Annotated in this window: 18 protein-coding genes and 1 tRNA gene; 9 read left to right on the forward strand and 10 right to left on the reverse strand. The window is 67.6% G+C overall.

The features are described 5' to 3' along the window. Positions 1 to 167 precede the first annotated feature (167 nt). The 3 genes from HEP73_RS01535 to HEP73_RS01545 all read right to left on the reverse strand — a co-directional run bounded on the left by HEP73_RS01535 (position 168) and on the right by HEP73_RS01545 (position 3,441). Positions 168 to 974, reverse strand: coding sequence for a DUF2884 family protein (locus HEP73_RS01535; protein ID WP_185821855.1), 807 nt, complete (start codon positions 972 to 974; stop codon positions 168 to 170). Positions 975 to 1,095: 121 nt separating this feature from the next. Further along, the gene (locus HEP73_RS01540; protein ID WP_185821856.1) at positions 1,096 to 1,602 is read right to left on the reverse strand and encodes a cupin domain-containing protein; all 507 of its coding nucleotides are present in this window, start codon (positions 1,600 to 1,602) and stop codon (positions 1,096 to 1,098) included. Between the two features lie 216 nt (positions 1,603 to 1,818). Continuing rightward, complete coding sequence (locus tag HEP73_RS01545; protein ID WP_185821857.1) at positions 1,819 to 3,441, reverse strand: SulP family inorganic anion transporter; 1,623 nt, start codon at positions 3,439 to 3,441, stop codon at positions 1,819 to 1,821. 452 nt (positions 3,442 to 3,893) lie between these two features. Between HEP73_RS01545 and HEP73_RS01550 the strand changes: the two genes are divergently transcribed. The 4 genes from HEP73_RS01550 (at position 3,894) to HEP73_RS01565 (ending at position 6,724) form a co-directional block, all read left to right on the forward strand. Beyond that, positions 3,894 to 4,313: a hypothetical protein gene (locus HEP73_RS01550; protein ID WP_185821858.1), complete on the forward strand. Its 420-nt coding sequence runs from the start codon at positions 3,894 to 3,896 to the stop codon at positions 4,311 to 4,313. Positions 4,314 to 4,504: 191 nt separating this feature from the next. Continuing rightward, positions 4,505 to 4,711 (forward strand): hypothetical protein, encoded by a 207-nt coding sequence (locus HEP73_RS01555; protein ID WP_185821859.1) that lies wholly within the window; start codon positions 4,505 to 4,507, stop codon positions 4,709 to 4,711. A gap of 31 nt (positions 4,712 to 4,742) precedes the next feature. Next, entirely contained in the window at positions 4,743 to 5,834 is a 1,092-nt protein-coding gene (locus HEP73_RS01560; RefSeq protein ID WP_185821860.1) for a DUF3182 family protein, read from the forward strand. A 2-nt stretch (positions 5,835 to 5,836) separates the two neighbouring features. Beyond that, on the forward strand, positions 5,837 to 6,724 hold the full coding sequence (locus HEP73_RS01565) for an alpha/beta hydrolase family protein (RefSeq protein ID WP_185814896.1): 888 nt from the start codon (positions 5,837 to 5,839) through the stop codon (positions 6,722 to 6,724). 77 nt (positions 6,725 to 6,801) lie between these two features. On the opposite strand, the gene HEP73_RS01570 is transcribed toward HEP73_RS01565, so the two are convergent. Together HEP73_RS01570 and dkgB are read right to left on the reverse strand one after the other, a co-directional pair. Then, positions 6,802 to 7,119, reverse strand: a complete 318-nt coding sequence (locus HEP73_RS01570) for a hypothetical protein (RefSeq protein WP_185821861.1) — start codon at positions 7,117 to 7,119, stop codon at positions 6,802 to 6,804. Between the two features lie 243 nt (positions 7,120 to 7,362). Continuing rightward, entirely contained in the window at positions 7,363 to 8,166 is an 804-nt protein-coding gene (gene dkgB / locus HEP73_RS01575; protein WP_185814898.1) for a 2,5-didehydrogluconate reductase DkgB, read from the reverse strand. Between the two features lie 297 nt (positions 8,167 to 8,463). Here dkgB and HEP73_RS01580 point away from each other — a divergent pair, with 297 nt between their 5' ends. The 3 genes from HEP73_RS01580 (at position 8,464) to HEP73_RS01590 (ending at position 11,000) form a co-directional block, all read left to right on the forward strand. Beyond that, positions 8,464 to 9,366: a LysR family transcriptional regulator gene (locus HEP73_RS01580; RefSeq protein ID WP_185821862.1), complete on the forward strand. Its 903-nt coding sequence runs from the start codon at positions 8,464 to 8,466 to the stop codon at positions 9,364 to 9,366. 265 nt (positions 9,367 to 9,631) lie between these two features. Continuing rightward, the gene (locus HEP73_RS01585; RefSeq protein WP_185821863.1) at positions 9,632 to 10,078 is read left to right on the forward strand and encodes an Rrf2 family transcriptional regulator; all 447 of its coding nucleotides are present in this window, start codon (positions 9,632 to 9,634) and stop codon (positions 10,076 to 10,078) included. After that, positions 10,068 to 11,000 (forward strand): NAD(P)/FAD-dependent oxidoreductase, encoded by a 933-nt coding sequence (locus HEP73_RS01590; protein WP_185821864.1) that lies wholly within the window; start codon positions 10,068 to 10,070, stop codon positions 10,998 to 11,000. Before HEP73_RS01585 ends, HEP73_RS01590 begins: the two co-directional genes overlap by 11 nt. Before the next feature lie 69 nt (positions 11,001 to 11,069). Here HEP73_RS01590 and HEP73_RS01595 read toward each other — a convergent pair whose 3' ends face one another. The 3 genes from HEP73_RS01595 to HEP73_RS01605 form a co-directional block, all read right to left on the reverse strand. Beyond that, positions 11,070 to 12,290, reverse strand: coding sequence for an RtcB family protein (locus HEP73_RS01595; RefSeq protein ID WP_185821865.1), 1,221 nt, complete (start codon positions 12,288 to 12,290; stop codon positions 11,070 to 11,072). 55 nt (positions 12,291 to 12,345) lie between these two features. Beyond that, positions 12,346 to 13,467 (reverse strand): slipin family protein, encoded by a 1,122-nt coding sequence (locus HEP73_RS01600; protein WP_185821866.1) that lies wholly within the window; start codon positions 13,465 to 13,467, stop codon positions 12,346 to 12,348. A 373-nt stretch (positions 13,468 to 13,840) separates the two neighbouring features. Then, positions 13,841 to 13,916: transfer RNA gene (locus HEP73_RS01605), tRNA-OTHER, on the reverse strand. Between the two features lie 927 nt (positions 13,917 to 14,843). Here HEP73_RS01605 and HEP73_RS01610 point away from each other — a divergent pair. Both HEP73_RS01610 and pcaD read left to right on the forward strand, forming a co-directional pair. Continuing rightward, a complete protein-coding gene (locus tag HEP73_RS01610; protein WP_185821867.1) occupies positions 14,844 to 15,332 on the forward strand; it encodes a nuclear transport factor 2 family protein in 489 nt (162 codons plus the stop codon). A 322-nt stretch (positions 15,333 to 15,654) separates the two neighbouring features. Next, the gene (gene pcaD, locus HEP73_RS01615) at positions 15,655 to 16,434 is read left to right on the forward strand and encodes a 3-oxoadipate enol-lactonase (RefSeq protein WP_185821868.1); all 780 of its coding nucleotides are present in this window, start codon (positions 15,655 to 15,657) and stop codon (positions 16,432 to 16,434) included. Between the two features lie 74 nt (positions 16,435 to 16,508). Here the strand turns inward: pcaD and HEP73_RS01620 are convergent, their stop codons facing one another. Together HEP73_RS01620 and HEP73_RS01625 are read right to left on the reverse strand one after the other, a co-directional pair. After that, on the reverse strand, positions 16,509 to 17,555 hold the full coding sequence (locus tag HEP73_RS01620) for an NADP-dependent oxidoreductase (protein ID WP_185821869.1): 1,047 nt from the start codon (positions 17,553 to 17,555) through the stop codon (positions 16,509 to 16,511). After that, positions 17,552 to 18,511 carry an aldo/keto reductase gene (locus HEP73_RS01625; protein ID WP_185821870.1) on the reverse strand — a complete coding sequence of 320 codons (960 nt, stop codon included), beginning with the start codon at positions 18,509 to 18,511 and terminating at the stop codon, positions 17,552 to 17,554. Before HEP73_RS01625 ends, HEP73_RS01620 begins: the two co-directional genes overlap by 4 nt. Between the last annotated feature and the right edge of the window lie 82 nt (positions 18,512 to 18,593).

Raw genomic sequence — 18,593 nt, forward strand, 5'->3', positions numbered from 1 at the left:
GTCAGGCCTCGGGAGCGGCAATGTCAAGAGCAGCAAGAACTTTCCAGCTTCTCACCGCAGGGTGCCGTAGCTTGAATTCTTGCTTGACTTGCCGTGTTGCGGCCAATTTTTGTAAGGGCTGTGGTGTCGCGTAACCGTGCAGTGCTCGAAAATACCGAATTTCCGCTTCACCGCCTCGATCCACCAGTCACTTCTGTCTCTCTGGCCATCGCAGATGAGGGTTCGGCCGGATTTTTGGTTTGTTGGAGCAACAGTAAGCGCTTGCCGTCGGAGAGCCGGTAGTCCAATTGCAGTTGCAGCTCGTCGAGCTCTCTGACTTGCACGCAGAGCGCGTTGGCCCTGGCTTCCAGCGCCTTGCCGCGCGCGTCCATGCGCCGATCCATGTCCTTCTGCATCGCGTCGGTGCGTTTCTCGATGTCGTCGGCGCGGCCGGTGAACACCGCGAACATCACCCCGCTGGTCAGCGCGCCGGCCATTTCCTCGGCGGCGGCGCTGACGTCGGCTTCGAACGCCTTGTCGAACGGTTCCTTCTGCCATTGGCCTTTGCCGAGGGTGCGCTCGAGGTGGGCGAGGGCGGCGTCGCGGTGCCGCTCGATCTTGCGCGCCTTGCTGCGGCTGCCGGTGATCGCTTCGACCACGCCGCCGAAGGCGTCGAAGGTGATGCCGACCACTTCGCGGGCGATGCCGGCCACTTCGGGCATCAGTGCCTGCGCGCCCTGTTCCATCTGCCGCACGCGCTGGGCGTCGGCACTGCTCAGCGGCTGCGCGACGCCGTCCACCTGCAGGCGGCCGTCATGCAGGAATACGGTCTTCGGTGTGCCGGCGCTGCGCGTCAGGGCGACGCCGGTGCGGTCGACGATGACGTCGTAGGGCGTGGAAAAGCCGCATTGCTGCGAGGAGAACTGCGGCCCGGCGCTGGCACTGGCGGCGGCACCGAGCAGGGAGAGGGTGCATACGGAAAGCAGCAGGCGCATGGCGACGGTTCCTTTGACGATGGCAGCAGCATCGCTGCTGGGCCGTGCTCTGTCGTCTGCGGGAAGTCAGGGTGCGGGAAGTCATGCCCGCACCGCGGTGCGCCGGCAGGCCCGCGCGGGTCTAGCCCCGGTCCTGAGGCACTTTCCAGTGCTGAAGAAAGGGGCCTTGCGGACCGGCGACGGGATCGCTGGGCGGGAACGGCAACTGGGCGATGCGCTGGATCGTTTCGGCGCTGGGCGCCTGCCGGCAGATGTCCCAGTCCTGCCCGGCGGGATAGGCACCGACCACCAGGAAGTCGCTGCTGGAATCGATGCAGCAATGGCCGGTGCCGGCCGGCAGCAGCAAGGCGTCGCCGGCCGCCAGCGCGGTTTCGGGGCCGCCCGGGCCGCCGATGACCAGCCGCGCGCTGCCGCTGGCCACGCCAAGCACCTCGTGTGCAGTGGAATGGTAGTGGTGGTAATCGTAGATGCCATCGCGCCATTGCGGCGGCCAGCCGTGGGCGGCGAAGCGGCGTTCGAAGCCGGCGGCACCGCCCTCGCGGTCGGCCTGGCGGTACAGCAGGACCGGCAGGAACGGATGGTTGGGGACCCAGTCGTGTGGCGGCAGCAGCCAGTGTTCCAGATGCATCGGCGAATCCTCGCGGCATGGTGCGGCGGACAGCGGGCGGCCGCCGTTGCGGAGCATGCTAGCCAGGCCGCGTGGTCGTGGCGTCATGGCGCGATGTGGCGGCATCGTCGCGGTGCATTTGCGCGTGCATAGGCCGACACGGGCACCGAAGCCATCCGCTGATCTGCGACATGGCAGCGAGCGCAGGCGGTATCGCCTGCGCTGCCGCTATCCAATTCAATGCAGCGGTGCCGGGGCCGCGTCGGCCCGATGGTGCGTGCCCAGATCCCCGACCATGGCGGCGCTGGCGGCGTTCAGTCCGATCACCTGCACCTGCGCGCCATGGCGGCGGAACTTCAGCACCACCTTGTCCAGCGCGCCGATGGCGCTGATGTCCCACAGGTGCGCCTGCGACAGGTCGAGGGTGACCCGCGCCGGCGCGTGCGCATAGTCGAACGCGGCGGCGAAACTGCCGGCCGAGGCGAAGAACAGCTGGCCGCTGATGCGGTAGGTGTGGCCGCCATCGGCGTCCTCGGTCTTGACGATGTCCAGCATGCGCCCGACCTTGCGCGCGAAGAACAGCGCCGACAGCAGCACGCCGGTCAGCACGCCGCGCGCCAGGTCGTGGGTGGCCACGGTCACCGCCACAGTGGCGAGCATCACCACGCTGGAGCTCTTCGGATGCGTGCGCAGCTGCGCCAGCGAGCGCCAGCTGAAGGTACCGATCGAGACCATGATCATCACCGCCACCAGCGCGGCCATCGGGATCTGCCGCACCCACGGGCCGGCGAACACCACCAGCATCAGCAGCACGCTGCCGGCGACCAGGGCCGACAGGCGGCCGCGGCCGCCGGATTTCACGTTGATCACCGACTGCCCGATCATCGCGCAGCCGGCCATGCCACCGATCAGCCCGCTGGCGATGTTGGCGGTGCCCTGGCCGATGCATTCGCGGTTCTTGCCACTTGGGGTGTCGGTCATGTCGTCGACGATCTGTGCGGTCATCATCGATTCGAGCAGGCCGACCACCGCCATCGTCGCCGACACCGGGAACACGATCTTCAATGTCTCCAGCGTCCACGGCACGTCCGGCAGCAGGAACGTCGGCAGGCTGTCGGGCAACTGGCCCTTGTCGCCGACGGTGGGCACGGCGATGCCGAAGTACAGCGCCATGCCGGTCAGCAGCACGATCGCCACCAGCGGCGGCGGTAGCGCGAGCGTGCGGGTCCAGCGATGACCGAGTAGCAGGGCCGCGCCACCGACCGCTGCCACGGCATACAGCGCACGCGCATCGAGGCTGCCCGCGGTCAGCGCGGCGCCGAGCAACAGCAGCCACAGGCCGAGCCCGGCAAAGGTGCGCTGCGACAGCCACGGCAGGCCGTAGATCACCAGCAGGCCCAGCGCCACCAGTGGATACACCAGCGCCGGCACGCCGATCAGTTCCGGCAGTTGCGCCATGAAGATCAGGATCGCCAAGGCGTTGACGAAACCGGTGATCACCGAGCGCGACACGAAGCGCATCAGCGCGCCGAGCTTGAGCAGGCCCGCGCCGATCTGCAGCACGCCGGTCAGCAGCGTTGCCGCCAGCAGGTACTGCAGGCCGTGGTCCTTGACCAGGCCGACCATCAGCAGCGCCATCGCGCCGGTGGCGGCGGAGATCATGCCCGGCCGGCCGCCGACGAAGGCGATCACCACGCAGATGCAGAACGAGGCGTACAGCCCGACCTTGGGATCGACCCCGGCGATGATGGAGAAGGCGATGGCTTCGGGGATCAACGCCAGCGCCACGACCAGGCCGGCGAGCACGTCGCCACGGAGGTTGCCGAACCATTGCTGGCGCAGCGGGGGATAAAGATTCACGAGAAAACACTCCTGGCGCCGCGCCCGTCGCAGGGCGGCGCTACACGAAATGGAAAGCCAGAACACACCGGGCGTCCCGCAGGGGGGACAGCGTGGAAAGCGCAGCGCGGGTGTCAGGGTGGCGTCATGTCGTGGCGTGGGGAGCGGAAGAGCGCGCGCGGCGATGCGCTGCGTGCCGCGCCAGTATAGAACAGTCGCGCCGATGCCGGTCTTGCGCTGCTTCCCAGTTGCGCGTGCTGCGGTGGATGCAGCGCTGCATCCGCCCGCAAATGCGGCCACGCGGCAAGGAGCGCATTGCCGTTCGATACGGCCGTTTGCAGCTGATCGCCGGCTTACCCCGGCCGAGCCGCGGAACGCGCCGTCCCATTGCCGCAGAGGCTGCGGCTCACAATCTCCTCACTATTTGCGCGCAAAATGCGTCGATCGGATTGCGCGACGTGGAGCGCCAGCGAATGAACGATTTACGCATCGACCAGATCGACGCTGCCTTGTCCGCCCTGGACCAGGCCGATCCGCAACGCAAGGCGGCGCTGTGGCAGTGGGCATATCTGGAGATGCTGCACGAAACCCTGAGCGCGATGCATCAGCTGTCGCACCGGATCGGCGTGGCCGAGCTGGTCGCCGATGCCTGGCTGGCGCCGGTGGACGTGATCGCACTGGAACACTCGTTTCTCGACCGTGCCACGCTGGCCGACCCGCGCGTGCAGGCCTTCGCGCTGGCGCTGGCCGAAGCATCCTCGCGCCAGTCGCGCGCCGAGCTGTGGCGCAGCGGCTACGCCAGCGCGGTGCAGGCCACGCTGCAGGGCATGCAGGCGCTGGCCGGCAAGCACCGGATCGATGCGCAGGCCACCGCACCATTATCGTCCGCCTGAGCGCCGCCCCCGAGAGGCATTCGTGCGGGGTGGATAACGTTGTTAGTGACGCGCCGGTAGCATGCGCTCGCAACAGGCAACGTCGTCGGTTGCATCTTCGACATCGAGATTCGACATCCGGATATCCCGCTAACGCGCTCGGCACGCAGCGTTCACCATGGCGCAACGCGGTTGCCGACAGCCTTGGAACCATGGTCAATCCCCACCGCCATTCCTCATCGCAGGCGACGGCCAGGCATCAGGCTCCGCCTACAAACGACGTTCCCGCCGATGCCCCGGGCATCTCGGAGGCCGGCGCCTGGTGGCGGCAATTGCGCGCCGCCGTGCCGCGCTGGCTGCTCGCCGCGGTCGCGCTGTTCGCGCTGGGCCTGCTGCTGTTCTGGTACGCCCGTGCTTGACCTCCTGTCCTGTTCGCCTGGAGAGCCGCGCATGGCGCCATCTGCCGCGCACGACCATGTCCGTCGCTGCAGCGTCCGCATGCATCCGCCCGGCGGACACGAGGTCGCCACGCACGCCTGGATCGCCGCCGAAGTGGCGCGGCTGATGCGCCTGCCGTTGCAGGATGCCGGCGCGACACAGAGCGGTTTCTACGTACCGGACGACACCCTGACCACCGCGCAGGCGCAACAGCTGGGCGTGCGCGCGGCGGCCGACCTGCTCGGTGGCGTGGTCCCGCATGCGTTCGTCGCCACCAAGGCGATCAGCCATCCGCTGGTCGATCCCGGCGCGGCCGCGCCACAGGGCTGGAACCATGCGCTCGGCGGCGCATTGGCCGAGGCGACGGTGCCCGGCTACACCGCGTTCGCGGCGGACGATGCGCGCGTAGCGTATGCGCGCTTGTGTGGCGGCGGCCAGGTGCGCTTGAAGTTGCCGCACGGCATCGCCGGGCAGGGCCAGCTGTTGCTGCACGATGCGCAGGCGTTGGAGACCGCGCTGGACGCGTTGGCAGCCGCGGATCTGGCGCAGCAGGGCGTTGTGCTGGAGCGGCAACTGGATCGCTCGACGACCTTCAGCGTCGGCGAAGTGGACTGCGCCGGCATGACCATCGCCTACTACGGCACGCAATCAGCCACCGACGACGCTGCCGGTGGCGAGACCTACGGCGGCTCGCAGCTGTTCGTGATCCGCGGCACCCTGGACGCGCTGCTCGAACGCACATTGCCGCCGCCGCAGCGTGAGGCGGTGTTGAAGGCGCGCCATTACGATCGTTGCGTCGCCCAGGCCTATCCCGATTTCTACGCATCGCGCCGCAACTACGACGTGATCGAGGGCATCGCCCAGGACGGCACGCGCCTGTGCGGCGTGCTCGAGCAATCCTGGCGCATCGGCGGCGCCACGCCGGCGGAACTGGCCGCGGTCGATGCCTTCCAGCGCGACCCGGCGTTGCACGCGGTGATCGCGGCCACGGTCGAACGCTATGGCGCGCCGGCGCTGCCCGCGGATGCCGAGGTCTACTACATGGGCGAAGATCCGCGCGTGGGCCGCCTGACCAAATACCGTTATGTGAGCGCTGCGGACTGACGATGGAAACCAAGCTCTCCAGCATCGATATCGCGGTGGACGGCGACGCCTTGAGCGGCACCTTGCTGACGCCGACCAATGGCATGCCTGGCGTACTGTTCGTGCATGGCTGGGGCGGCAACCAGCATCACAACCTGGTGCGTGCGCGCGAAGCGGTCGGCCTGGGCTGCGTGTGCCTGACCTTCGACCTGCGCGGCCACGAAGGCATGGCGTCGATGCGCGAGACGGTGACGCGCGCGCAGAATTTGGACGACATCAAGGCGGCCTACGACCGGCTGGTGGATTCGCCGCAGGTGGATCCGGAATCGATCGCGGTGGTGGGCCTGAGCTACGGCGGCTACCTGGCCTCGCTGCTGACCCTGGAGCGGCCGGTGGAGTGGCTGGCGCTGCGTTCGCCGGCGCTGTACAAGGACGCGCATTGGGACGGGCCGAAGGTGGCATTGAACCGCGATCCGGACTTGATGCCGTATCGGCATCGCGCCGTCGCGCCGGACGACAATATCGCGCTGGCCGCGTGCCAGCGCTTTCGCGGCGACGTGTTGCTGGTCGAGGCCGAGCAGGATGTGATCGTGCCCGGCCAGGTGCTCAAGAACTATGCCGCCGCGTTTTCCAATGCGCGCTCGCTGACCTCGCGGGTGATCAAGGGCGCCGACCACGCGCTGACCCGCAAGGAACATCAGCTCGAATACACCCGCTACCTGGTCGACTGGCTCACCGAGATGGTGGTCGGGCGCCGCGTGGCGCTGGCCAAGAACGTGGTCGAACGGCGCAAGCAGCAACTCAAGAGCACCCAGGGCGATGCGGCGACATCGCCCGGGCAGGGCTCGAAAGAATTCCATGGCCGCATCGAGGCCAAGGAGCGCACCTCCGACGCGCCGCCGTCGCGGTGAAGCGCTGGCGCGACGAAAAAGCTGTCGCGCTGCAGTCTGCAACGCGCTACCCATTTCCGGCGTGCTCGCCGCTGCCGTCAGTGGCTGCGCCCGGATTGCTCCAAATGGTGCCAGGCATGGCGGACCAGCCAGCGCGCCTCGTCCCACGGCACCGACAGCGACGGTGCCAGGTGGTGATAGGACTCCTGCAGCACGCGGTACAACTGCGCTTCGGTGGCGCGCGGATAGGCCAGATAGACGTCGTAGCCCATCTTCAGCAGCGAGACATAGTCGGAGAAACCATGGTGACCGAGGCGGCCATTGGCATGCGCATGCCGCCAGTAGGCCATTTCGGCATCCAGATCGACGGCGCGACGAGCGTGGGCAGGACGAGCGAGAGCGGAAGCGGTCTGCATGGGTAGGACTCCTCTCGAAGCTACCCCCCTGTCGCTCCGATCCTAGCCGATAGTTGCCGCGATTTGCGCCTGCAGCGCGATATCGCGCGCGAATCGCTGAACCGATAAGCGAGATGAGCGGGCAAACGCCATGGAAGCGTTTGCAACGCCGTGCTGGATAGCGTGCCGGTTGCGAGGTCGCATGACGCGTTGTCGTGGAGGCGCCGGCACGCTCACCGATCCAGGGCATGCAGCGCGGCGGCTTCAGTCCCAGTCCGGCGCGATACCGGCCGGGTTCGCCAGCCGTTCGCCGCGGTCCAGCGTGGCGATCTGCGCCATGTCCTCCTCCTCCAGGCGCAGCGACTGCGCGAGCAGATTGCTGGCCAGGTTCTCGCGCTTGGTCGAGGACGGGATCACCGCATAGCCTTGCTGCAGCGCCCAGGCCAACGCCACCTGTGCCGGTGTGGCGGCATGGCGTGCGGCGATCGCGGCGATCGCCGGATCCTGCAGCACCTTGCCGTAGGCCAGGGTCATGTACGAGGTGACGTGGATGCCCTGTTGCTGCAGGTAGCCGATCAGCTTGCGATTCTGCAGATAGGGATGGACTTCGATCTGCTGGGTGGCGATCGCGTCGGCACCGAGGATCGCGATCGCCTGCTCGGTCAACGCGATGGTGAAGTTGGATAGGCCGATCTGCCGGGTCAGGCCTTGCCGCTTGGCGTCGGCCAGGGCATGCAGATATTCGGCCATCGGCACCGCATCGCGCGGCGAGGGCCAATGCACCAGGGTCAGGTCCACGTAGTCGCTGCGCAGCTTGTCCAGGCTCTGCCGCAGGCTCGGCAGCAGGGTATCGGCGGACAGGTTGTCGGTCCACACCTTGGTGGTGACGAAGATGTCCGCGCGCGGCACGCCGGAGGCGGCGATGGCCTGGCCGACCTCGGCTTCGTTGCCGTAGATCTGCGCGGTGTCGACGGCGCGGTAGCCGAGTTCGAGCGCGTTGCGAACCGAGTCGACGACGACCTGATCCTTGAGCCGGAACGTACCCAGGCCGAAAGCGGGAATGCGCATGCGGTGACTCCTTGCGAGGAAGATGGGGAAGAAGATTGGATTTCAGTATGCGAGTGGCGCGGTCATGTCGGTGTCGCTGCGGCACGCATCGCATCGCGCTGGCCGATCGGTGCGGTGGCGCCTAGGGGGACGTTCACAGGGCAGAGCACGGACGGAAGCGGGACCATGACGGCATCCGGGAGAAATAAGCACAGACGCAGTGTGGCCCCATCCCTGGCCAGGAAAAACCCATCGCCAGACCAGTCACTTTTGCGTTCTGATCAATAATCGATTCCCGATTCCACCATCCGCTCTGCCATGAAGACGACGCTGGACGAACTGCAGGCCTTCATCGCCGTGGTCGATACGCACTCCATCACCGCCGCCGCCGACGCATTGGGGCAGACCGCCTCCGGGGTCAGCCGCGCGCTGGCTCGGCTGGAGGAAAAGCTGCAGACCACGCTGCTGCGGCGGACCACCCGGCGCCTGGCGCTGACCGAGGAAGGCCAGGCCTTCTTGCAGCGCGCCCGCGAGATCGTGGCTGCGGTCGAGCAGGCCGAAGAGCAGATGGTCGCGCGCCGCCAGCGCCCGGTCGGGCGCCTGCGCGTGGATGCGGCCACGCCGTTCATGCTGCATGCGATCGTGCCGCACGTGGCCGGCTACCGCGCACGCTATCCGGATGTGGAGCTGGAGCTGACCAGCAACGACGGCATCATCGACCTGCTCGAACGCCGCACGGACCTGGCGATCCGCATCGGCGCGCTGCGCGATTCCAGCCTGCATGCGCGCGCGCTGGGCAGCAGCCGGCTGCGCGTGCTGGCCAGTCCCGACTACCTGGCCCGGCGCGGCTTACCGCGCCGCGTGGACGCGCTGGCCCCGCACGACCTGCTCGGCTTCACCCAGCCCGAGTCGCTCAACGAATGGCCGCTGCGCGGCAGCGATGGCGCTGCGTTGCACATCCGCCCGACGCTCGCCTGTTCCAGCGGCGAGACCCTGCGCCAGCTGGCGCTGGCCGGCGACGGCATCGCCTGCCTGTCCGACTTCATGACCGCGGCCGATCGCCGCGAAGGCCGCCTGGTGCAGCTATTGCCCAAGCTCACGCTGGACGTGCGCCAACCGATCCACGGCGTGTACTACCGCAACACGGCGGTCTCGGCGCGCATCGCCTCGTTCCTGGACCATCTGGTCGACGCGCTGGGACCGGCGCCGTTCGCGGCGTGACGCATGCGTGCGCCAAGCGCGCATTGGCGAGCGGGGGCGAGGCGTCGCCGATCGGGGCACGCTGGCAGCGCACGCCACGATGCCGTGAAGATGCGCAGCCGAAACGGGCCGCACATGCACGTCGTGCAGACGATGCCTCCAATAGCCTGCCTGCGTACGAATGACGCGTGTGCCGCGTCCATGTGCGAGACCGCGGCGGCGGTTGCGCCGTCGTTCCGGCCACCGGGACTGGACACGCATTTATAAATGTAACTAAGATGGTTACATGAAGCGAAACACACAACTTTCCGATGTGCTGCACTTGCTGGTGCACATGGCCCAGCATGGCGAGCCGATGACCTCCGAGCGGATGGCGGCCTGCCTGCAGAGCCATGCGGTGGTGGTGCGGCGCCTGCTGGCGCGGCTGCGCGACGCGCAACTGGTCGAATCCACCCGCGGCCACGGCGGCGGCTGGCAGTTGGCGCGCGCGCCGGAGGCGATCAGCCTGTACGACGTCTATGTCGCCTTGGGCGAGCCGCTAGTGCTGGGCCACGGCGTGCGCGGTCCGCATCCGGATTGCGCGATCGAGCGTGCAGTCAACGATGCGCTGGACGACGGCTATCGGCAGGCACAGGCCGCGTTGGCCGCACAGCTGCAGGCATTGACGCTGCGCAAGCTGGGCCAGCGCGTACAACGCAAACTCAAACAGGAGCAGAAGACCCATGCAACATGATGCCGTGGTCGTCGGTGGCAGTTTCTCCGGCCTGTCCGCCGCGCTGATGCTGGCGCGCGGGCATCGCAAGGTCCTGGTGGTCGATGCCGGCCTGCCGCGCAACCGGCACGCCGCGCACTCGCACGGCCTGCTGGCGCTGGACGGCATGCCTGGCAGCGCGGTGCTGGCGCAGGCCAAGGCGCAGCTGCTGGCCTATCCGACCGTCGAATGGTGGGACGGGCAGGTCGAAGAGGCGACTGCATTGCCCGGCGGCTGGGATGTGGCGCTGGCCGACGGCAGGCGGATACGCACGCGCGGCATGGTGCTGGCGACCGGCGTCGTCGACCAGTTGCCGGACCTGCCGGGCGTGGCCGAGCGCTGGGGACACACGGTCATGCACTGCCCGTACTGCCACGGCTACGAGCTGGGCCGGCAGGCGCGCATCGGCGTGCTCGGCAACGGCACCGCCATGTCGGCGGAACAGGCGCTGATGCTGGCCGACTGGGGCCGGGTGACGTTGTTCGCGCAGGGCATGCCGCTGGATGACGCCGAGCTGATGGCCAAGCTGGCCAGGCGTGGCGTGCAGCTGGAAACGCGGCGGGCAATCGCCTTGGAAGGCGAGGGCACGGCGATCGACGGCATGCGCGTGGACGATGGCGCGCTGGTGCAGATCCAGGCGCTGTTCCTGGGCGCGCCGACGCGCATGGCCAGTCCGTTGGCCGAGCGCCTGGGTTGCCGCTTCGAGCAAGGCCCGTTGAGCCCGTATCTGAGCGTGGACGAAAAGAAGCTGACCAGCGTGCCGCGGGTCTATGCGGCCGGCGACGCGGCGCGCATGTTCGGCAACGCCACGCTGGCCTCGGCCGATGGCGTGATCGCCGGCATCGGGCTGCACCACGCGTTGATCGCCGAAGACAGCGAGCAGGACGCTGCGGCTGCGGCATAAAAAAAGGCCGTCCGCGAACGGACGGCCTCGCACCGGCACGAGGCCGGCAGCTGCCAAGGCCACACCGCCTCAGCCCTTAACGCACAACACCTGACGCAGCGTATGCACCACTTCCACCAGGTCGCTTTGCGCGGCCATCACCGCGTCGATCGACTTGTAAGCCGCCGGCGATTCGTCGATCACCGCCGCATCCTTGCGGCACTCCACGTGCGCGGTGGCCTCGCGGTGCTGGGCCAGGGTGATCTGCTGGCGCGCGGCGGTCCGGCTCAGCAACCGCCCGGCGCCGTGGCTGCAGCTGTGGAAGCTGTCGCCATTGCCCAGGCCGCGCACGATGAAGCTCTTCGCGCCCATGCTGCCGGGGATGATGCCCAGCTCGCCGGCACGCGCGCTGACCGCGCCCTTGCGCGTCACCAACAGTTCCTCGCCGGCGTGCGTTTCCTTCTGCACGTAGTTGTGATGGCAGTTCACCGCCAGCTTCTCCAACTGGAACTTCGGCAAGCGGTGGCGCATCTCCGCCAGCACCCGCGCCATCATCGCCTCGCGGTTCTCGCGGGCGTAGTCCTGCGCCCAGGACACCGCTTCCACGTAGTCGTCGAACAACGGCTCGCCTTCCATGAAGAACGCCAGGTCCTTGTCCGGCAGGTGGAAGCCGAGCACGCGGTGCGCCAACTGCTCGCGCGCCTGCTCGATGAAGTAGCTGCCGATCAGGTTGCCGGTGCCGCGCGAGCCGCTGTGCAGCATCACCCACACCGCGTCGCTCTCGTCCAGGCACACTTCGATGAAGTGGTTGCCGCCGCCGAGCGTGCCGATCTGGCAGTCCAGCTTGTCGGTGCGGATCCGGCGGTGCCTGGCCTTGATCGTGTCCAGGCGCTCGACCAGCCCCGACTGCGCGATGCGCGTGGCGATGCTGTCGGGCAGCTTGCGGTGCTCGCCGCCGCGGCCATTGCCGACCGGCACGCTGCGCTCGATGCTGGAGCGCAGTTGCGCCAGGCTGTCGGGCAGATCGGCCGCGCGCAGCGTGGTCCGCACCGCGGCCATGCCGCAGCCGATGTCCACGCCGACCGCGGCCGGGATGATCGCGCCGCGGGTCGGGATCACCGAGCCCACGGTCGCGCCCTTGCCCAGGTGCACGTCCGGCATCACCGCCACCCATGGTCCCACGAACGGGATCGCGGCGATGTTGCGCAGTTGCTCGTGGGCCTGCGCTTCCAGCGGCACGCCGCGCACCCAGCCCTTGATCGGCGTGGCGCTGCCCTCGGCGTGCAGCAATTCATAGTTCTGCATGTTCATGTCTTCATTCCTTCGAGGCCCTGCACGGCGCTTCCTTGCGCCGCACAGGGCGGTCCTACTTCATCGTCACCAACTGCTTCAGCACGCCATCCAGGCCGCCGAACACGGTGAGCTTGTCGATCTTCTCGGTGACCTTCTCCAGCGCCTCCAGCTCCTTCAGCCGCATCAGCACCGGGTTGTCCTCGATCAGCTTGGCGGTGTTGAGCAGCGACCGCGTGGCGTTGGCCTCCTCGCGCCGGCGGATCACGTTGGCCTGCGCCGACTTCTCCGCCTGCACCACCGCGTTGAGGATGTCCTTCATCTCGCCGGGCAGAATCACGTCCTTGACCCCGACGCCCAGCACCTCGATGCCGAAGCCGGCGACCTGCTCGCGCACGTAGCCGAAGATGTCCGCATCCAGCGAGGCCTTGTCGCCCAGCAGCTCGTCCAGCGTCTTCGCCGACACCGCACGGCGCAAGCCGTACTGCAGCTCGCGGTACAGCTGGTCGCCGTACTTGGCCACCCGCGTCCGCGCCGCGACGGGGTCGGCGACGCGCATGCTGGCGGCCAGGTTGACGCGCAGGCTGACCTTGTCGCGGGTCAACAGCTCCTGCCCGGATACCTCCACCGACTGGATACGCAGTTCGATCACTTCCGCGACGATGTTCTTGCGGAAGTTCCAGAACGCGTAGTGCCCCGGCGCCAGGGTCTGCTGCAGGCGCCCATCGACGAACACCAGTCCCGCCGACTCGGCCGGAACGTCCAGCGCCACCGCGAAGCGCGACAGCAGGCCGAGCTGGCGCAGGCGCTGGGCGACATCCGCCGGCACCGCCAGGCTCTCGCCCAGCGGCAGACGCATCACCTCCACCGCGATCAGCCCGCGCCAGTACAGCCGGCGCGTGCCGGGCGCCAGCACGTCTTCGAGCTTGCCCTGCTTGAACACCAGGCCGACCTCGTCGCTGCCCAGGTCGGCCAGCACGAAGACCTCGTGCAGCTGTGCGCCCAGGCGCGCGATCAACGCATCGACATCGGTGCCGGCGTATTCCGGCACGGCGATATTGCAGGTCTTCACGTCGATCCGCTGCGACGGATCGAACAGACGGTAGACGCCGGGCGCGAGCACGCGCTCGAAACGCCGGTTGCGATACATCAGGCCGCGCTCGCTATCGCCGATCACGACCCGCTTGGTCCAGAACATGGCACGTTCTCCTTGTGTGGCTCTGGTGATCCGGTCCTGTGGATGAAATCGCCGCGCCGGACCGAAGAACGCGAGGACGCTGCGTTGCGGATGCCGTCGGCACTGCAACGCTGCAGAGAGGTGCAAGTACGCGCACGACGTCGCTGTGGCGGCCAGCGGGCGCTGTCGGTGCGGAGGCCGGCGCGTGTCGTCGGCATCGCGTTGCATTGCGATGCGACCGTCGGCGCAGGCGCGCACGTCCAGGGCGGCGTGGCGGCGGCAGCGGCGCTGCGGTGCATGCGTTACGCAGCGCCAATGGCGATGCGTGCGGCGTGTCCCGCGCGGCGCGACTTGCTGGGCTTGCGCCCGGTATTGCACATGACGTGACAGGTCATGGTTCTCGGAGCGGGAATCGAACCCGCAACATTCGGATTGATTTCCGATGCTCTAACCAATTGAGCTATCCAAAAGGTGACGTGCCGGAATCGAACCGGCGACCAGTGGACAAGCCACTGCTCTACCTCTGAGCTAACGTCTGGTGGAAACTGCACATCCCGGCCGCAGGCATACGCGACGGCAGCGCCGTGCGCACCGGACGGGAGTGGCATCCCGTACCGCTAGCGGCCATTAAGTACAGTTTCCCATTGTCGTCTCCTTCGAAACGGCAATTCCTGCGTCGATCCCATTCCCGCCGCCCGCGTCCGGCACCTGGACGCAGCGCTTGCGCGCCTCGCGAGCGAAACTTCCCTGTTTCCGGGCATTCCATGCCCGGGTGCCTGGGATATTGGATCGATAAAAACAAAAAAGCATGCGAACGCGCAAAGCAAAACGCCCCCGGAATGGTGTCCGAGGGCGTTCGCGTTCCTCGGAGATCGATGCAACCGATCTCCGCAACGGGCGATCAGTCGATCAGGTGGTGGGGTCCAGCCGCAGCGCGGTATTGCGCAGCGCACGCAGTGCCGCTGCGCGCGTTTCGCGCTGCAGGCTGGGCAGATGTGCGGTGAAGGGGCGGAAGGTCATGGTCGTCGGAGTCGTCGTTGCCGAACGTGTCGGCTGATGGGCGCGCACATTACCTGCGTTGTTTTCGTTGCGCAAGGGGTTTATCGAATTATTTTTCTCTCACGCCAATGCCTCGATCGCCGCGCGCCGCGTCGGCGGTCGCCGCAAGATCGGAATTCCCTGGGGCGCGTTTCCAATTCTGGTGTTTTGGTTACTGTGGCCGGCTCCGCAGAGCGGGAAATTTCATCGGCAAATCGCCGGATTTTCTCTGGCGATGGCCGGACTGGCGCAATGCGCACTGTTAGGCTCGCGATGCGTCCTCCAGCACCAAATCACTTACTTTTCGGTAACTGGATGGCGCTTGCGATCGAGCCACTTCCCCCAACGGAGCCATCGAAATGAAAATTCGCCTGCATGCGTCTCTGCTCGCATTGCTGCTCGCGTTCCCCGCCGCGTCCGCATTCGCGCAAACCGCGGTCACCGCCAATCCCAACCACCAGCAGCTGCTGCAGGCGTCGGATTGGCGTACCGAGGCGAACAAGCGCCTGGTCTACGACTTCTGGCGCATCGTGTTCGAAGCCGGGCACACCGAATACGCGCCGATGTACATGGCCAAGGACTATATCCAGCACAATCCGACCGTGGCCAACGGTCGCGACGCGTTCCTGAAGTTCCTGACGGCGTTCGTCAAACCGCAGCCGATCAAGCCGCGCGTGCAATTGCCGCTGGTGGCGATCCTCGCCGAGGGCGATTACGTGACCCTGGTATCGGTGCGCACGTTGCCCGACCCCAAGGACGCAACCAAGACCTATACGACTACCTGGTTCGACATGTTCCGCATCCAGAACGGCAAGATTCAGGAGCATTGGGATCCGGCGACCAAGTGAGATAGGCCAGGGTCAAGGACGTTGCGGCGATGCGTCGCTGCGGCACGCACGATGTGTGGTGTCGCAGCGACGCGGTGTGTGCGGGCGTGATGCCGTCATCGGACGGATTTCCTTGTTGTCCGGCGCCGGCACAGGGTGGCGAGTTGGATGTCGGCGTGGGCCGCATGTGCAGTCGGTCGCATGCGCCTCGAGAACGCTCTGCCGGCTTGCAGTGGCGAACATCCGGCGGTGCTCGTTTGGAGCATGCTGGCGAGGCGCGAGAGGGCTAGACTCCGGTAGCGGCCATCGGTCGCGCGCCCTTCCCCCAGCCGACATCGCCGCCATGCCCTTCCTCGAACTTCCGACGCATCGCCTGCATTACCGCATCGACGGCAGCGAAGGCCGTCCATGGCTGACCTTCTGCAATTCGCTCGGCACCGACCTGCACATGTGGGACGCGCAGATCGACGCGCTGGCACCGTACTACCGGGTGCTGCGCTACGACCGTCGCGGCCACGGCGCCTCGAGCGCCGCGCCTGGCCCGTATCGGATCGAGGAACTGGCCTGCGATGTGCTGGCGTTGCTCGATGCGCTGTCGGTGGAGCGCACTCATTTCTGCGGCCTGTCGATCGGCGGGCTGACCGGGCAGTGGCTGGGCATCCACGCCGGCGCGCGGCTGCATACGCTCACCGTGTGCGCGACCGCGGCCAAGATCGGCACCGCCGATGGCTGGCAGGCACGCATCGCGCAGGTGCAGGCCGATGGACTGGCGCCGTTGCTCGCCGGCACCCGCGAGCGCTGGTTCACTCCGGCCTTCGCCGAGATGCAGCCGGCGACGGTCGAGGCGATCCTTGCGAGCTTCATGGACACCGATGCGCAGGCCTATGCAGCCTGCTGCGAGGCAGTGGCCAGCGCCGACTTCCGTGGCGTCCTGGGCGAGATCGCCACGCCGCTGCTGGCGCTGGCCGGGCACGACGATCCGGTCTGCCCGCCGGACGGTCTGCAGGCGGTCGCCGCGCAGGCGGCGCGCGGCAGCTACGCCCAGGTGCATGGCCGGCATCTGTGCAATGTGGAATCGCCGCACGCCTTCAACGACGCGCTGCTGCGCTTCCTGTTGCAATAGCCACGGCCAGGTGCGGCAGAGACCGTTGCCGCGTGATCCCGACCACGCAGCGCGGGCTGTCCAATCCCGAATCCCTAATCCCGGCTCTCATCCAGCTGCACAACCAGCTTGCCGAAATTGCCGCCGCCGAGCATGTCGATGAAGGCCTGCGGCGCGTTCTCTAGCCCATGCACGACATGCTCGCGGTAGCGCACGCGGCCGTCGGCCAGCCACGCGCCCATCTCGCGCAGGAACTCGGGATAGAGCTTGACGAAATCGCCGACGATGAAGCCGCGCAAGGTCAGCCGCTGGCGCAGCACCTGGTTCATCAGCGCCGGCAGACGGTCCGGTCCCGGCGGCAGTTCACCTCGCTTGTTGTAGGTGGCGATGGTGCCGCACACCGGCACCCGCGCGAAATCGTTGAGCAGCGGCAACACCGCATCGAACACATGGCCGCCGACGTTCTCGAAGTACACGTCGATGCCGTCTGGCGCGGCGGCGCGCAGTTGCTCGGCGAAGTCCGCAGCGCGATGGTCCAGCGCCACGTCCAGGCCCAATTCCTCGCGCAGGTAGCGGCATTTCTCGGCGCCACCGGCGATGGCGATCACTTTCGCGCCGCGCAACCTGGCGATCTGCACCACGCTGGCGCCGACCGGGCCGGTCGCCGCGGCGACCGCCACGGTCTCGCCGCTCTGCGGCTTGCCGATCTCGTGCAGGCCGGCGTACGCAGTGAAGCCAGGCATGCCGTAGACGCCGAGCGCCGTGCTCGGCGGCAACGGCGATTGCGGATCGAGCTTGCGCCGCAGGCCGGCGCCGTCGGCCACCAGATGCGTCTGCCAGCCGCCGCTCTGCACCAGCACCAGATCGCTGGGCTTGAAGTCGGGGTGGTGCGATTCCAGCACCTCGGCGACGGTGCTGCCGACCATCACTTCACCCAGTTGCACCGGCGGCGCGTACGAGGGGGCATCGCTCATGCGTCCGCGCATGTACGGATCCAGCGACAACCAGCGGTTGCGCAGCAGCACCTGGCCGGGACCGGGTGCGGCCAGCGGCGCTTGTTCGATGCGGAAATTCTGCGCGGTCGGCGCGCCTTGCGGACGCGAGGCGAGGACCACGCGGGTGGTATGGGAAGCGGTGCTCATACGGTTTCCTTGCTTGCGGTATCCAGTTGCGCGATATCGTCGGCCGACAGCGCCAGGCGCGCGGCGGCCAACAACTGCTGCAACTGCTCGATGCTGGTGGCGCTGGCGATCGGCGCGGCGATGCCGGGGCGCGCGATCAGCCAGGCCAAGGCGACCTGGGTCGGCGTGGCCGAGTGCTTGCCGGCGATGTCGTCGAGCGCGGCGAGGATGCGCAGGCCGCGCGCGTTGAGGTAACGCGCGATCACGCTGTCGCCGCGCGCCTGGCTCTTTGCCGCATCGGCGGGACTGCGGTACTTGCCGCTGAGGAAACCGCGGGCCAGCGCGTAGTAGCAGATCGTGCCCAGGCCTTGTTCGCGCACCAGCGGTTCCAGGCCGGCCTCGTAGCCGGCGCGGTCGTACAGGTTGTATTCGGGCTGCAGCGTCTCGTAGCGCGGCAACCCGTATTGCGCCGACACCTTCAGCGCTTCGGCCAAGCGTTCGGCGCTGTAGTTGGAGGCGCCGATCGCGCGCACCTTGCCTTGCTCGATCAGCCGCCCGAATGCGGCCAACGAGGCTTCCAGCGGCACCGACTCGTCGTCCTCGTGCGCCTGGTACAGATCGATCACATCGGTCTGCAGGCGCTGCAGCGATTCGTCCACCGCCGCGGCGATATTGTCCGCGGCCAGGCCCGGGCGTTCGGCCCACTTGCCGACCTTGGTCGCGATCAACACCTTGTCGCGCTTGCCGCTGCGCTTGAGCCACTGGCCGATGATGGTTTCCGACTCGCCACCGCGGTTGCCGGGCACCCAGGCCGCGTACGCATCGGCGGTGTCGATCAGGTTGAAGCCGGCTTCGACGAAGGCGTCGAGCAAGGCGAAAGAGGTCTTGGCGTCGGCACTCCAGCCGAACACATTGCCGCCGAAGGCGAGCGGCGCCGCGTGCAGGCCGGAACGGCCGAGTTCGCGCGTGTGCAGCATGGGGAACGCTCCGCTGTGGGGAAGGGCGACAGGATAGTCGTCCAAGGTTTCGGTATCGGGGCGATGGTCGCGAAAACAGCGT

Origin of the sequence: Xanthomonas sp. GW (assembly GCF_014236815.1) — a bacterium.
GTDB lineage: Bacteria > Pseudomonadota > Gammaproteobacteria > Xanthomonadales > Xanthomonadaceae > Xanthomonas_A.

Excerpts from the sequence above, each read along its gene's own strand:
- HEP73_RS01565 (WP_185814896.1), top strand. The coding sequence starts at position 5,837 with ATGGAAACCAAGCTCTCCAGCATCGATATCGCGGTGGACGGCGACGCC.
- dkgB (WP_185814898.1), bottom strand. The coding sequence starts at position 8,166 with ATGCGCATTCCCGCTTTCGGCCTGGGTACGTTCCGGCTCAAGGATCAG.
- HEP73_RS01580 (WP_185821862.1), top strand. The coding sequence starts at position 8,464 with ATGAAGACGACGCTGGACGAACTGCAGGCCTTCATCGCCGTGGTCGAT.
- HEP73_RS01585 (WP_185821863.1), top strand. The coding sequence starts at position 9,632 with ATGAAGCGAAACACACAACTTTCCGATGTGCTGCACTTGCTGGTGCAC.
- HEP73_RS01540 (WP_185821856.1), bottom strand. The coding sequence starts at position 1,602 with ATGCATCTGGAACACTGGCTGCTGCCGCCACACGACTGGGTCCCCAAC.
- HEP73_RS01570 (WP_185821861.1), bottom strand. The coding sequence starts at position 7,119 with ATGCAGACCGCTTCCGCTCTCGCTCGTCCTGCCCACGCTCGTCGCGCC.
- HEP73_RS01555 (WP_185821859.1), top strand. The coding sequence starts at position 4,505 with ATGGTCAATCCCCACCGCCATTCCTCATCGCAGGCGACGGCCAGGCAT.
- HEP73_RS01610 (WP_185821867.1), top strand. The coding sequence starts at position 14,844 with ATGAAAATTCGCCTGCATGCGTCTCTGCTCGCATTGCTGCTCGCGTTC.
- HEP73_RS01560 (WP_185821860.1), top strand. The coding sequence starts at position 4,743 with ATGGCGCCATCTGCCGCGCACGACCATGTCCGTCGCTGCAGCGTCCGC.
- HEP73_RS01550 (WP_185821858.1), top strand. The coding sequence starts at position 3,894 with ATGAACGATTTACGCATCGACCAGATCGACGCTGCCTTGTCCGCCCTG.
- HEP73_RS01590 (WP_185821864.1), top strand. The coding sequence starts at position 10,068 with ATGCAACATGATGCCGTGGTCGTCGGTGGCAGTTTCTCCGGCCTGTCC.
- pcaD (WP_185821868.1), top strand. The coding sequence starts at position 15,655 with ATGCCCTTCCTCGAACTTCCGACGCATCGCCTGCATTACCGCATCGAC.
- HEP73_RS01620 (WP_185821869.1), bottom strand. The coding sequence starts at position 17,555 with ATGAGCACCGCTTCCCATACCACCCGCGTGGTCCTCGCCTCGCGTCCG.
- HEP73_RS01595 (WP_185821865.1), bottom strand. The coding sequence starts at position 12,290 with ATGAACATGCAGAACTATGAATTGCTGCACGCCGAGGGCAGCGCCACG.
- HEP73_RS01625 (WP_185821870.1), bottom strand. The coding sequence starts at position 18,511 with ATGCTGCACACGCGCGAACTCGGCCGTTCCGGCCTGCACGCGGCGCCG.
- HEP73_RS01535 (WP_185821855.1), bottom strand. The coding sequence starts at position 974 with ATGCGCCTGCTGCTTTCCGTATGCACCCTCTCCCTGCTCGGTGCCGCC.
- HEP73_RS01600 (WP_185821866.1), bottom strand. The coding sequence starts at position 13,467 with ATGTTCTGGACCAAGCGGGTCGTGATCGGCGATAGCGAGCGCGGCCTG.